The following is a 13,695-nucleotide window of genomic DNA, read 5'->3' on the forward strand; positions in this document are numbered from 1 at the left end:
GTGATTCACGAAACTTTATAAGTAACATGAAATACCGCGTCAACATCATGTGCTTTCATTTGTCACGTGACCTCACCTGATCTATGATGTTGCCCATTGGAGGACGCGATGAGAACCGACAGCAGACTATCCAGAATTCTGCACGTATTGATGCATTTGGGAGAGTGCGAAGACCCAATGACCTCCCAGGTGATCGGCCAGATGCTGGGTACGAACCCCTCCCTGGTCCGCCGAACGATGGGCGGACTACGAGACGCAGGCATTCTGGGATCAACGAAAGGGCATGGCGGTGGCTGGTATCTTGAGAGGCCGCTTACCGACATATCGCTTGCGGATGTCTACGCGGCTTTGGGCGAGCCCAAGCTCTTTGCAATCGGTGCATCCGACGACACACCGACATGCCTGTTGGAACGATCAGCCAATGCCGCGACGCGGGCTGCTCTTGATGCCGCACGGGAGCGGTTCCTCGACTCCCTGACCAGCCAGAGCGTTGCAGATCTCATTGACCAGTCGCGCGACGAGATTGCCGCCTTTCAGAGAAAGGCATCGGCAAGTTCTGACTGACGGTACACCCAGAGCACGTTCAGGCAGACGGGCGCGCGTCAGCCCCCGCCGTTCACTCTGATCATGCATCGATGAACGCCAGCAGATCGGCATTCACCTGCTTGGGATGCGTGGCAAAGAAGCCGTGTGAGAGGCCTTCGTAGGTCTTCAAAGTGCCATTCGCGAGCAACTTCACAGCCTTCTCTGCAGAGTTTGCAATCGGCACCACCTGGTCGTCTTCGCCATGCATAACCAGAACTGGTACTTTGATCGCTTTGAGGTCATCGGTTTGATCGGTCTCGGAAAAGACCTTGATGCATTGATAATGCGCCGACGCGCTTCCCATCATTCCCTGACGCCACCAGTTCTGGATCTGACCTTGGCTGACCTCAGCACCTTCGCGGTTGAACCCAAAGAAAGGGCCGGATGGCACATCAAGGTAGAACTGCGCACGGTTTGCGATTAGCGCGGACCGAAAACCATCGAACACCTCCATCGGAACACCATTAGGGTTGGCATCGGTCTGCAACATCAGGGGCGGGATTGCCCCAAGCAACGCGGCCTTGGCCACGCGTCCGGGTTCGGCAAGCGCCACATATCTTGCAACCTCTCCACCGCCGGTGGAATGGCCGACATGGACCGCATCTTTCAGGTCCAGTTCTTTGACCAATTCAATCACGTCAGCCGCGTAGGTATTCATGTCGTGGCCCAGATCTGTCTGGCTTGAGCGCCCGTGCCCACGGCGATCATGCGCAATGACACGGTAACCTTTCGAGGAAAAGAACAACATCAGGTTGTCCCAATCGTCACTGCTCAGCGGCCAGCCATGGTGGAACATGATAGGTTGGGCGTTTTTGGGACCCCAGTCTTTGTAGAAGATCTCGGTCCCATCAGTTGCGGTGAAAGTTGACATTTCTTGAACTCCTTTCATTTCTGGTTGTGTTTGCGCGAACGAGAGGCGCGGCAGAAAGGCGGCGCCTCTCGTCGGCTCGGTGTCGAGTGAATGTTGTCATGACGGTTCCTGTCAGGCGGCGACTTGCACGACCATTTCGACCTCGATCTCAAGGCCCGGACCTGCCAACGCGGCAACGCCAATGCCCGTCAGGCTTGGTTGGGCGCCATCGAGAAAGCGGATGATCTCTTTCATCGCGATCTCTTGCCGCTCAGGCTGCAGATCGGTCATGTAGATGCGCAACTGAACGATGTTGTCAGGAGAAACCTGAAGCGCATCCAGAGCGACACGCAGATTGTCGACCACGATGGACGTCTGCTCGGCCAACGATGCAGTCGCAGCTGCACCGTCGGGGTGCCAGGCGACCTGGCCGGAAACAAAGGCCAAGGGACCAGGATATGCGATGGAAATCTGAGAATACCCAGCCCGCCTGGAATCCGGCAAGGCCAGTGGGTTCAAACGATCGATAAAAGCCGACATGTGTTCATCCTTTCAGCGGTTGTCGTACGAAGGAGACATAAATGAAGAGGAAGACGAGCAGTGTTCGCTTCAGTCACGATTATTGTGCTACAATTAGCGCATCATGATCGGATCGAAGACGAACGATATCCTCGTCTTTCTCTCGGTCGTCGAAACAGGAAGTTTCGTCGCCGCGGGCAAAACGTTCTGGTTGTCGCGCTCTACCGCCGGAAAGGCGGTGGCACGGCTCGAGGACGGATACGGCGCGCGGCTCTTGAACCGCACGACCCGGGCGCTTGACCTGACAGAGGAAGGTCGGCGCCTATACGAGCGCGGTCTTGCCATTCGTGAAGCGATAGAAGCCGCTGATGACAGTATCGCAAGCAACCGTGGCGTCCCACGTGGGATGTTGCGTATCACGGCCCCCGACGCTTTAGGCCGCAGATTGCTGCTGCCGACAGTGCGTCGATATCTGGAAACCTGGTCAGAGACGCAGATAGAGCTGTCGTTATCCGACCGGGTCGACAACATCGTCGAAAAGGGCTTCGACCTTGCGATCCGCATCGGGATGCGCGCGCCCGACCAAAGCTTCATCACGCGAACATTGTTAAGGGACGAGGCCATCCTTTGTGCAGCCCCATCACACTTCAAGACGCGCGAGCGGCCCTTGAATATCGAGGAACTCACCCGCCACGACTTGTTGCAGTTTGCCAGCCGGGGTGAACGGCAGGGCTGGCGCCTCCAGGACGAGGATGGCACCTGGATCAGCGCCCAGGGTCATGTGCGTCTTCGTCTCGACAACGCAGAAGCCCTTCGCGAAATGGCGCTGAAAGGGCTTGGTGTTGCGCAGTTGCCAAGGCTGCTGGTCGGAACAGACATTGCGGAGGGTCGGCTTGAGCGCGTGCTACCGAAAACAACCGTCGGCTTGATACCTATAATCGCGCTGTACCCCCACAAGCGCCTGCTGGAGCCCCGCGTCCGCCACTTCATCGACATGCTGAGCGAAGACATCAGGAAATCCGGTTCAAGCTAAACGTTTTACGACCTCATTTGCAGACATTCGTCGCCACATAGGATCCCGGTCGTAGACCGCACATGCAAAACATCTGATCCGGGTCGATTCTAAGTGCGCAGATTAATGTCACCTGAAGCTCAACAGACGATGTCTTGCTCAGAATCCGATGAAGTGGTCTGCCAGCGTCATGAACAACGGAATGCTCAGGATCGCCACCGGTGTACCAAGACCGGTGGACGCGCCGACATAAGCAGATGGGTTCGCCTCCGGCAGTGCCCCGCGCATCGTAGGCGGGCCCGAGATATCGGAACTCGATGCGGCCATGATCGACAACAGCACCACGCCGCCCGCCGAAAATCCGGTCAGATGGTGGGCAATCAGACCCGCGCCAAACCCCAGCGTGCCATGCACCAGCGGCGCGGACAGTCCATAGAACAGATAGGCATGTGCGACGCCCTTAAGTTCCGACAACCGCGACCACGCTTCGATCCCCATGATAAGCATCAGGACAGACAGCAACCCATGGAACAGCGGCTCATAAAAGCTGGCATAGACGCTCTCGGGCCTTGCAAACAGGCCGAACGCAAGCCCAAGGATCAGGGCTGAAATGGCCGGGCTGCGCATCGTATCGACCAATATTCCCTTGATCAGATCCTGTTCGACCGCCGGGATTCCGGTGCCGCCGACACCGCCCAGTGTCATGGTGCCATCGCCCTGTGCTGTTGCCGCCTTTCGCGCTGCCGCTAGCCGGGCAAGGACGATAGCCGTCACCAGTGCCGCCACATCCATGAAAGGATAGAGTGCGCCGATGAACCCCTCGTATGCGATGCCCTCGTCATCCAGAACTGCCATCCCCGCCGCCAGGGTAGAGGCGGACACCGCTCCGAACAGACCGACGGTCGCCGTCGCATCCAATTGCGACACGCCCCGCCACCGGGCCAGCGTCGCGCGGCCTAAGATGACGATCGCCATGCCTATGGCCGCCGCCAGCACCGCTGGCACAGCCAGCTCGACAAAGTTGGCCTCGCGCACCGAAATGCCAGCGTCAATACCGACCTTGAGCAGCAGCAGGATCACGATGAACTTGTAGATCGGCTCCGGCACTTCGAATTTGCTGCCCAAAGCCGCCAACATCATGCCCCCGATCAGAAAGGCGAGGGTCGGCTTTTGCATCTGGGTCAGGATGGTCGAAACGATGTCGGTGATGATGTCCATGACGGGCCTCTATTCGGTTGTTTGGCAGGAGGTAAGTCAGTCGAAGCCAGATAAAAAATATAACTATTTTCTATAATCGTTCTATATTATCAATGTATGGATACATTGAACTACCATCACCTGCGCTACTTCCGCGCTGTCGCGCACGAGGGGAACCTGACCCGTGCTGCAGACAAACTGAACCTATCTCAGTCGGCGTTATCCACACAGATCAAGGCGTTAGAGGCGCGGCTGGGCCATGACCTGTTTGATCGCGTTGGGCGGCAGTTGATACTGACCGAGGTGGGGCGCATCGCCCTTGACCACGCCGACCGCATCTTTGGCACCGGTCAAGAATTGATGGAAACGCTGAACCGCAGCGCGGATCATGCGCCGCCGCTGCGCGTTGGCGCGCTCTCCACCCTGTCACGCAACTTCCAGCTACAGGTCCTGCGCCCGATCCTTGATCACCAGGATCAGGACATCGTGTTGAAATCCGGCCAGAATGCACCCCTGTTGCGATCCTTGGCCGAGCTTGCACTGGATGTCGTGCTGACAACCGATGCACCCACCAGTGCCGCGGGGTCAGACTTCATCGCCCACCGGTTGGCAGGACATGCTGTCAGCTTACACGGTGCTCCTGGCCGCATGGGGCATAAGTCGCTAAGAACACTCCTTAAATCGGAACCGGTTATCGTCCCGACAGAAAGCGCGATCCGCACCGGATTCAACCGTCTGACCGCACGGCTCGGGGTGCAGCCCCGCATCATCGCCGACGTGGATGACATGGCCATGGTTCGCCTGCTGGCCCGCGCTGGAGTCGGTCTTGCCCTCGCCCCCGAGATCGTGTTGGCCGACGAAATTGCCTCAGGGCAATTGATTACAGCACCTTTCGACACTGGCATCACCGACACCTTCTATGCTGTCACCACCCGCCGCAGCTTTCCGCATCCGATGCTGGGGGTTTTGCTGCCGGACTGAGGCAACCCTGTGCGGCACGGCACAGGCCCACCCCTTGCGACCACAGCGCAACGCCATAGGTTGCGGCAATGAACCAACAGAAAGGCTCTTCCCAAATGAGCGATCCGACATACACGCCCCCTGCCAAATGGACATGGGACGCCGAAAGCGGCGGCCAGTTTGCATCCATCAACCGTCCCATCGCAGGCCCCACACAGGACAAGGACCTCCCCGTCGGCAAGCACCCGTTCCAACTGTACTCCTTGGCGACGCCCAACGGGGTCAAGGTCACCATGCTGTTCGAAGAGCTGCTGGCCGCTGGCATCAGTGAAGCTGAGTACGATGCGTGGCTGATCAACATCGGCGACGGCGACCAGTTCGGATCGGGCTTCGTGGACGCGAACCCCAACTCCAAGATCCCCGCCCTGATCGACCGCTCGGGCGACAGTGAACTGCGCGTGTTTGAAAGCGGGTCGATCCTGATCCACCTCGCCGAAAAATTCGGCAAGTTCCTCCCCGCCTCCGGCCCCGCTCGCACAGAAACGCTCAACTGGTTGATGTGGCAAATGGGCTCTGCCCCGTTCCTCGGGGGTGGGTTCGGTCACTTCTATGCCTACGCGCCCGAGAAATACGAGTACCCCATCAACCGCTACGCGATGGAGAGCAAACGGCAGCTGGACGTTCTGGATCGCGAGCTGGCGAACAAGCCGTTCATCGCTGGGGACGAATACACGATTGCCGACATGGCGATCTGGCCCTGGTACGGGCAGCTGTGTCTGGGGCGTCTCTATTCCGCGGCGGAGTTCCTGGATGTCGAGAGCTATGGCAACGTTCTGGCCTGGGCCAAGAAGATCGACGAACGGCCCGCGACCCTGCGCGGACGGATGGTCAATCGGGCCTTTGGGGAGCCGGAGCTGCAGCTGCATGAACGCCATAATGCGGCGGATTTTGACACCCAGACGCAGGACAAAATCGGACCGAAAGACGATTGAACCCGGGGCTTGTCCCCGCGGGGACAAGGCGTGCGCTGAAGACACCGGATGTTGGGCGATGTCTGAAACGCGCGCAGAAACAAGACGCTATCGTACCGCACGGTGCGGTAGCGCATTTTAACCACTTTGAACGCACACTCGTGCCCGACGGGGCGCGGTCGCTTGCCTGGAGCGCAGGTCAGGCTAACTCACCGGGATCGAACCTGATCCGGAGACCTGCCCCATGCGCCTTGCTGCCCTTGCTTTTTTGACCGCCCTCCCCTCCGCCACCATGGCTGATCTGACAGTCAGCTTCCGCGATGGCGCACCAAAAGATCGCTTTACACTGAGTTATGACGGCACCTGCGCGTTGGACCGGCTGGACGTGCAGATCGACCTTGGCACGGCGCCTGCCGGGCTGATCTTTGACACCACGAGCGCAGGGGCCGGGGTTGAAGTGTTCCAGCCGTTGGAATGGGTATCCGGTACGGCGCGCGCATCACAGGTCACGGATGGAGATACCGTTCTGTCCCTGTCGCTGGATGAGGTGACACCGGGAGCAAACTGGACCTTCACCGCAGATATCGACGACACAACCAGCGCCCGCCAGATCACGGTGGATGGATCGGAGATGGCTGGGGCCATGCTGCGTGCTGACGGGCAAGCGGCGGTCTTTGACGCTTCCGGAGCGGCCACAGTCAAATTGCAGAACTGCATGTCGTAGGGCGGAGGTATCCTGCACCCCGTACGGTGACGCATCGGCACAAAGCGGACGTCGCTTCATAGGTTCAGATGGCAAGTCAGCGGCACAAAGAGACCCCTTTTGGCATTCGCCTGAGATCACTTAAACAAGGCGGTAAATGATCGAATGCGAGTTGTGGAATACGATCGCAATTCCAATCAGGCCTTCCTAGCTTCGCTCCTTGCTATCCGAAAGACCGAGGCTCGATAGGAAATTTTGCTTCTGCGAAGAACACAGATTTTGATTGGCGAATGATGTTAGATTGCGTGAAGCATTGCAGACAGTGGGACGGCTTGGCAACTTGTCTTACGCGAATTCAACGAAGAAACCGGCTTAAAGCCTGACGCTCTTTACTCGGTTGATACTTGCAAGCAATTCCATGAGGCGGGTTGCGATGACACATTCACAGGTGGCGTGCGTGCAGTCCGGTTTTCGGGTGACCAGCGATATTGTCAACAGCGACGTCTCTACCCTGACGGGCGGGAATGACGCGATCATCGGAAGCACACAGGATGACCTGCTGATCGATGACGCGTGCATCGATGTCTTTCACGGTGGCGCGGGCAACGATACGGCGGACTACTCGGACAATTTCCTTGCGTTGAATGTGCAACTGAACAATGGCAGCCTGGCTGGGACCGTATCATCGGGTGGCAGTAGGGAACTGCATTTCCTGGTTGAGAATATCATCAGCACAAACGCCAATGACACTTTTGCGGGCAACGACGAATCCAACACATTTGAAGGCGGTGGCGGCAACGACACCGTCGACGGCGAAGGCGGCACTGACATTGTCAGCTATGCGAATGCGACCTCTGGAGTGACTGTCGATCTGGCCATCAGCCGTATAGGACACGCGATTGGCGATGGCCAAGGCACTGACCAACTTGACAGCGTCGAAGGCGTCATTGGATCGGCTTTCAATGACACAATCTTTGGCGGGAGTGCCAACGACTCGGTTCAGGGCGGCGCTGGCGATGACATTCTGCTCACCGGCAGTCGCACAACTTCTTTCCCATTTCCGGGGACGGATACGATTGAGGGCAGTTCAGGCAACGACACGATCGGCTTCGCGCTCGTTGTGACCGTTCTCCCCAGGCGACCCTGGATAGATCTGGATCGGCTTGATCCCGACCTTTGATACGTAGCAACTCGGCGACCTTACGGTAGTTATCACCTATACTGTTTGCCCAGCCGGATCATCGCCAGCCGCAAAGCTTCATCTTCCTTGGTGGCAACTTAATAGTGCAGCTTACTCCGTGCCAGTCCCATCGCCCGACATGTCCGGCGTTCAGAGGTCGCGAGCCTTTGTCGGATGTGCACCATGGCCTGACGAAGCTAGTCTATCGTCAGACCCTCGGCTTTAAACAATCCAGGCTCTTCTTCGGGATCAGCTTGTCCAGCTCAAGCTCCGCTACGATCTTCTTGAGCCGGTCATTCTCTTTCTGCAGCGCCTTCAGGTTGGCCATCTCCGATCGCCCCATACCACCAAACTGTTTGTGCCATGTGTAATAGGTCGCGTCGCTTGCGCCAGCAGTTCTGTAGGCCGATGCAACATCCGGACAAGGCGACAGGCTCAGCTCGACCTCACGCAAAAGTCGCAGAATACCTTCATCCGAATACCGTTTCCGCGCCATAAATCCTGTCCCCAAAACTAAGCCAACTTTGGCACAGTTTTAGGGGGCAAGACAGGTGCGAGAAGCGAAGGGCCAAGCGTGACTGATATTAACTTTCATTAAGAAATACCCCCGAACGCCGCGTTAACGTGTTCAATTCACCCCATACGAATACGAATTTTTCGTAGGGGATGCACAGGGCGTGACCGGGTCCATCACCCCTGTTTTCAACGCCTTAACGCGGTGCATGTGACCTTACATGCCAAAGCTGGCTCAGCATCCCTACAGAACGTTGCGCTCAAAAAGGTGCCGGCGCCCGAAATCGTAGCATCTTGCCCGAGTCCGGATGCTTGATCCGCAACTCCTCCGAATGCAGCATCGACCGCTTAAAATTGCGCGCAGGCCCCTCCGCATAGAACGGATCACCTAGGATCGGATGGCCCAATGCCAACATATGCACCCGCAACTGATGGCTCCGCCCGGTCTGCGGCATCAACCGCACCCGGCTTTCGGTTTCGGTGTCGCGCAGCACGCGCCAATCCGTCACGGCGGGCTTGCCGTTTTCACGGTCCACATGTTGCTTGGGCCGGTTTGGCCAGTCCACGATCAACGGAAGATCGACTCGCCCGGTCTTGGGCGTCATGCGCCCCCAAACCCTTGCGACATAGGTCTTTTTCGCGGCCCGAAGCTCGAACTGCTTCGACAGGTAACGCTGCGCATGCGGTGTCAAGCCAAACACCATGACGCCGCTCGTGTCCCGGTCCAGCCGATGCACCAAGAGTGCCTGCGGCCACACCGCCTGCACCCGTGCGATCAAGCAATCCGACAGGTGCTCTCCCTTGCCTGGCACGCTGAGCAGGCCGGAAGGTTTCGACACCACAAGCATTTCTGCATCGTCGTGCAAAATCTCCAAAGGATCGTTGGGCGGGGCATAGACGTCATCCATATGCCTCGCCTCTCAAATGCGCAGACCGATGACAACCCCCATCACGTTTCGGGGAGGGGTGCGATTGGCTCTTTGCTTTGTCGCATCCAGATGCACTTTGCACCGCATGAAATATTTGATCGCCTTCTTGCTCGCCCTTCCGACCTTAGCCACGGCCCAGTGTGGCCCCGACACTGCCTGCGAAATTGACGGCGGCAGTTACCACATGATCAATGGGGGTAACGGCACCGATCCGGCACCAGTTCTTGTGTTCTTTCATGGACACAACGCAACCGGGCAAATGATCTTTCGCGGTGGGATAAAGTCGGATTTTGCAGACGCGGGCTATGTCGTTATCGCCCCCAACGGCCAGCAAATACCGGGGCGGCAAACGCGCTTCTGGCCGGGGCGGGATGGCAACACGCGCGATGATATCGCCTTTACCCTCGACGTGATTGAAGATGCCAAGACCAAGGCGTCCATCGACGCCGACCGTATCTATGTCGCCGGGTTTTCCGCAGGTGGATCAATGGCTTGGCTCATCGCCTGCAAAGCCGCGGAACAGTTTTCTGGCTTCACGTCCATCTCTGGAGCCTTGCGGGAACCCAACGATACAACGAACTGCCCGACCACGCCTGTTCGGTTCCTGCAAATCCATGGATTTGCCGACAACCAGGTCCCCTTCGAGGGACGTGCCATTCGGGATTGGCATCAGGGCAGCCTGTGGGACAGTCTCGCACTGGCGCGCGCCAGCAACCAGTGCCGCACACACCCAGACACAATCGACATCAGCGACCGTTTTCGCTGTCGCGATTGGAACGCGAGCTGCTCCGACGGTGCGATAAAATTCTGCGAACATGATGGCGGCCATGGAATGCCACGCGGCTGGACAACCCTTGCCCGCGATTGGTTCGAAGGGTCCTAGGTCGCCGCCCGCATCTGACGGATCATTGAGGTCGAATAGATCACCAATGCCGCCCAGATCATCGGGAACGCCATAAGCCGTCCTTGGTCTAGCGGTTCCTTGAACACAAACACGGCAATCAGAAAGATCAGGGTCGGCGCAACATAGCCAAGAATGGCGATGGTGGTCAGGCGCAGTCCCTTGGCCCCGTTTGCATAAAGCAGCAGCGGTGCAGCCGTCACAGCACCACATCCCAGCAGCAACAAGGTATCACTGAAATCTGTTGTCAGGAAATGCCCTTGTCCGCTCGCACTTAACCATACCGCATACCCCAGCGCCGGGATCAGCAGGATCAACACTTCCAGTAAAAAACCCTGATTTGGGCCGATAGGCAGCTGTTTCTTAGCCAGAGCATACAGTCCCCAGGACAGGATCAGCCCGACTGCCACCCAAGGCACGCTGCCCGCCTGCCAGATCAAGACAATCACGGCGATGGACGCCAGCCCAATGGCAATCAACTGCAACCGCGTCACGCGCTCGCGCAAAACCAACGCGCCCAAAGCGACTGAGAACAAGGGGTTTATGTAGTAACCCAGTGCGGCATCCACCGTCTGATCCGAGGCAATGGCCCACACATAGATACCCCAGTTGATTGACACCAAGGCGGCCGTCACACAGCCCATGGCCAACATCCGCGGATTGCGTACCGCTGCCAACAGATCACCCGTTCGCTTCAGTAAAATCAGAACCACTGCCGCGATGGGAACCGACCAAATGACACGGTGCGCCACCACTTCCGCAGCGCTGATATGGCTGACCATTTTCATGTAGAGCGGCAGAAACCCCCACAGGAAATAGGCGGAAATGGCAAAGCCAAGCCCTTGGGGCGTATCACCGTTCGGTTGTGTCATGGGGGTGGTCCTTTCAGGGCCACCCGTAGCATTGGTTTACGACCGCGTCACGCCTTCACGCGCTCGGACTTCGGGTCATACATCGGCTTCAACGATGCCTCTGCCCGTACGCGTGTACCGGCCACGTCGATCTCGTAGGTCGAGGCCAGAACATCCGCCGCAGCTTCGCCCTTGCACGGCACGTATCCAAGGCCTATGGCCCCGCCCAGATGGTGCCCATAAGCGCCCGAAGTCAGGTAGCCCACGATCTCACCATCCCGCACAATCGGCTCATTGTGATAAAGCAGCGGTTCCGGGTCTGTCAGCTTGAATTGAAGCATCCGGTTGGACAGCCCTTCGTCCTGCTTGCGCAGCACCGCGTCGCGCCCAATGAAGGACGGCTTGTCCTTCTTCACGGCAAAGCCGAGCCCCGCCTCCATCACGTGATCCTCGCAGGTGATGTCGTGGCCAAAGTGGCGGAAGCCCTTTTCGATCCTGCAGGTATCCATCATGTGCATGCCGCACAGTTTCAGCCCCATGTCCTGCCCCGCATCATACAGCGTCTCGAACACGTGGCCCGCCATGTCGGATGACACATAAACCTCCCAGCCCAGCTCACCCACGTAGGTTACGCGGTGAATACGGGCGAGGCCCATGCCGATCTCAATCTGCTGTGCCGTGCCAAAGGGGTTCGTCTCATTCGACAAATCCGCAGGCGACACCGCGTTCAGCAACTCGCGCGAACGCGGGCCCATCACGGCCAGCACGCCTTCGCCCGGGGTGACATCGGTGATCACCACGTTGAAATCGCCCACGTGGCGTTCCATCCAAGTCTGATCCGCCAAACGCGTCGCTGCCGGTGTCACCACCAGATAGGCGGTCTCGGTCAAGCGCGTGACGGTCACATCCGCCTCGATCCCGCCGCGATTGTTCAGGAACTGGGTGTAGACGATCTTACCATTCGGCACCGAGTAGTTGCCGCCGCCCACGTAGTTCATGAACGCCTCAGCATCGCGCCCTGCGACACGGATCTTACCGAACGACGACATGTCATACATGCCCACGTTCTGACGGATCGCCATGTGCTCTTCGCGCACGTTGTCAAAGAAGTTCTGGCGGCTCCAGCTGTACTCGTACTCCGGCGTTTGACCGGCTCGGGCGATCCAGTTGGCACGCTCCCAACCAGCCAATTCGCCCATCACCGCGCCACACTCTATTAGGTGCCCATGGAAGGGCGACCGGCGCACGCCGCGCGCGGTGGCCTTTTGGCGGAAAGGGAAGTGATCGGCATAAAGCAAGCCAAGCGTCTCGGTCGAGCGTTCGGCCAGGTAGGTTTTGTTGCCTTGGAACGGCTGCATCCGACTGATGTCCACGTCACCCAGATCAAACGGCTTGTCGCCATCTTCCATCCACTGCGCCAACGCCATGCCAGCGCCACCGGCGGACTGGATACCGATGGAGTTAAAACCGCAAGCGACCCAGACGTTGTCCATCTCGGGCGCAAGACCCAGGTGGTAGGCATCGTCAGGCGTGAACGATTCAGGTCCGTTAAAGAACGTGTGAATACCCGCCTCGGCCAGCATCGGCAGACGGTTCACCGCCGCCTCAAGGATTGGCTCGAAGTGATCGAAGTCTTCGGGCAGCTGGTCGAATTCAAAATCCTTCGGGATGCCATCGACCGCCCAAGGCTTGGCGTTGGGTTCAAAGGCACCCAACAGAATCTTACCCGCGTCTTCCTTGTAATAAGCACACTCGTCAGGGATGCGCAGCACAGGCAGTTGCTTCAAATCTTTGATGGACTCGGTGACGATGTAGAAGTGCTCGCAGGCTTGCAGCGGCACGTTCACTCCCGCCATGCGGCCAACCTCGTGCCCCCACATACCCGCACAGTTCACGATCATGTCGCAATCGATGCGGCCTTCACTGCCATCCTCACCTTTCCAATCCACGCCTGTGACCCGGCGGCCCTCACGCACGATGTTGGTAACCGCCACACGCTCCTGCACCTTGGCACCGTTCTGACGCGCGCCCTTGGCAAGTGCCAGCGCGATATTGGCTGGGTCGCCCTGACCGTCGAGGGGCAGGTACACGCCGCCGGTCACACCGTCGATGTTCATATGCTCATAGCGCGCTTTCACTTCAGTCGGCGAGATTTCCTCGACATCCACACCAAAGGATCGCGCCATGCCCGCTTGACGGCGCAGTTCTTCAAGGCGCTCGTCGGTCAAGGCCGCCGTGATCGACCCCACGCGTTTGAAGCCTGTGGCAACACCGGTTTCAGCTTCCAACTCTCCATAGAGTTCCTGCGAATAGCGGGCCAGCTTGGTCATGTTGGCCGTCGCGCGCAGCTGCGCAATCAGGCCAGCGGCATGCCATGTCGTGCCCGATGTCAGCTGCTTGCGCTCAAGCAGCACCACGTCTTTCCACCCAAGCTTGGTCAGGTGATAGGCAACCGAACAGCCAATGACGCCACCACCAATGATGACAACGCGGGCGTTGGAGGGAAGATCAGGCATAGTACATC

At 58.3% G+C, this 13,695-nt stretch carries 14 protein-coding genes; 7 read left to right on the plus strand and 7 right to left on the minus strand.

Going from position 1 to position 13,695, the window contains the following annotated elements:
- Positions 1 to 108 precede the first annotated feature (108 nt).
- On the plus strand, positions 109 to 564 hold the full coding sequence (locus Q1A75_RS14930) for an Rrf2 family transcriptional regulator (protein WP_299548921.1): 456 nt from the start codon (positions 109 to 111) through the stop codon (positions 562 to 564).
- A 61-nt stretch (positions 565 to 625) separates the two neighbouring features.
- On the opposite strand, the gene Q1A75_RS14935 is transcribed toward Q1A75_RS14930, so the two are convergent.
- Both Q1A75_RS14935 and Q1A75_RS14940 read right to left on the minus strand, forming a co-directional pair.
- Entirely contained in the window at positions 626 to 1,456 is an 831-nt protein-coding gene (locus tag Q1A75_RS14935) for an alpha/beta hydrolase (RefSeq protein ID WP_299548923.1), read from the minus strand.
- Positions 1,457 to 1,567: 111 nt separating this feature from the next.
- The gene (locus tag Q1A75_RS14940) at positions 1,568 to 1,975 is read right to left on the minus strand and encodes a RidA family protein (RefSeq protein WP_299548925.1); all 408 of its coding nucleotides are present in this window, start codon (positions 1,973 to 1,975) and stop codon (positions 1,568 to 1,570) included.
- A gap of 103 nt (positions 1,976 to 2,078) precedes the next feature.
- Here Q1A75_RS14940 and Q1A75_RS14945 point away from each other — a divergent pair, with 103 nt between their 5' ends.
- Positions 2,079 to 2,987 (plus strand): LysR family transcriptional regulator, encoded by a 909-nt coding sequence (locus Q1A75_RS14945; RefSeq protein ID WP_299548927.1) that lies wholly within the window; start codon positions 2,079 to 2,081, stop codon positions 2,985 to 2,987.
- Positions 2,988 to 3,125: 138 nt separating this feature from the next.
- Here the strand turns inward: Q1A75_RS14945 and Q1A75_RS14950 are convergent, their stop codons facing one another.
- On the minus strand, positions 3,126 to 4,184 hold the full coding sequence (locus tag Q1A75_RS14950; RefSeq protein ID WP_299548929.1) for a sodium-dependent bicarbonate transport family permease: 1,059 nt from the start codon (positions 4,182 to 4,184) through the stop codon (positions 3,126 to 3,128).
- A 96-nt stretch (positions 4,185 to 4,280) separates the two neighbouring features.
- Between Q1A75_RS14950 and Q1A75_RS14955 the strand changes: the two genes are divergently transcribed.
- The 4 genes from Q1A75_RS14955 (at position 4,281) to Q1A75_RS14970 (ending at position 7,977) form a co-directional block, all read left to right on the plus strand.
- Positions 4,281 to 5,144, plus strand: a complete 864-nt coding sequence (locus tag Q1A75_RS14955) for a LysR family transcriptional regulator (protein WP_299548932.1) — start codon at positions 4,281 to 4,283, stop codon at positions 5,142 to 5,144.
- 95 nt (positions 5,145 to 5,239) lie between these two features.
- Positions 5,240 to 6,115, plus strand: coding sequence for a glutathione-dependent disulfide-bond oxidoreductase (yghU, locus tag Q1A75_RS14960; protein ID WP_299548935.1), 876 nt, complete (start codon positions 5,240 to 5,242; stop codon positions 6,113 to 6,115).
- A gap of 271 nt (positions 6,116 to 6,386) precedes the next feature.
- Positions 6,387 to 6,818 carry an aggregation factor core gene (locus tag Q1A75_RS14965; RefSeq protein WP_299548938.1) on the plus strand — a complete coding sequence of 144 codons (432 nt, stop codon included), beginning with the start codon at positions 6,387 to 6,389 and terminating at the stop codon, positions 6,816 to 6,818.
- A gap of 412 nt (positions 6,819 to 7,230) precedes the next feature.
- Entirely contained in the window at positions 7,231 to 7,977 is a 747-nt protein-coding gene (locus Q1A75_RS14970) for a hypothetical protein (protein ID WP_299548941.1), read from the plus strand.
- A gap of 208 nt (positions 7,978 to 8,185) precedes the next feature.
- Here the strand turns inward: Q1A75_RS14970 and Q1A75_RS14975 are convergent, their stop codons facing one another.
- Complete coding sequence (locus Q1A75_RS14975) at positions 8,186 to 8,473, minus strand: transposase (protein ID WP_299548944.1); 288 nt, start codon at positions 8,471 to 8,473, stop codon at positions 8,186 to 8,188.
- A 277-nt stretch (positions 8,474 to 8,750) separates the two neighbouring features.
- Entirely contained in the window at positions 8,751 to 9,398 is a 648-nt protein-coding gene (locus Q1A75_RS14980; protein ID WP_299548947.1) for an RluA family pseudouridine synthase, read from the minus strand.
- Between the two features lie 106 nt (positions 9,399 to 9,504).
- On the opposite strand from Q1A75_RS14980, the gene Q1A75_RS14985 reads away from it, so the two are divergent.
- Positions 9,505 to 10,302 (plus strand): alpha/beta fold hydrolase, encoded by a 798-nt coding sequence (locus Q1A75_RS14985; RefSeq protein ID WP_299548950.1) that lies wholly within the window; start codon positions 9,505 to 9,507, stop codon positions 10,300 to 10,302.
- Here Q1A75_RS14985 and rarD read toward each other — a convergent pair.
- Both rarD and Q1A75_RS14995 read right to left on the minus strand, forming a co-directional pair.
- Entirely contained in the window at positions 10,299 to 11,192 is an 894-nt protein-coding gene (rarD, locus tag Q1A75_RS14990) for an EamA family transporter RarD (protein ID WP_299548953.1), read from the minus strand. The genes Q1A75_RS14985 and rarD overlap by 4 nt on opposite strands.
- Positions 11,193 to 11,239: 47 nt before the next feature.
- On the minus strand, positions 11,240 to 13,687 hold the full coding sequence (locus tag Q1A75_RS14995; protein ID WP_299548956.1) for an FAD-dependent oxidoreductase: 2,448 nt from the start codon (positions 13,685 to 13,687) through the stop codon (positions 11,240 to 11,242).
- Positions 13,688 to 13,695 lie beyond the last annotated feature (8 nt).

Origin of the sequence: uncultured Tateyamaria sp. (assembly GCF_947504105.1) — a bacterium.
In the GTDB taxonomy this organism is placed as follows: domain Bacteria; phylum Pseudomonadota; class Alphaproteobacteria; order Rhodobacterales; family Rhodobacteraceae; genus Tateyamaria.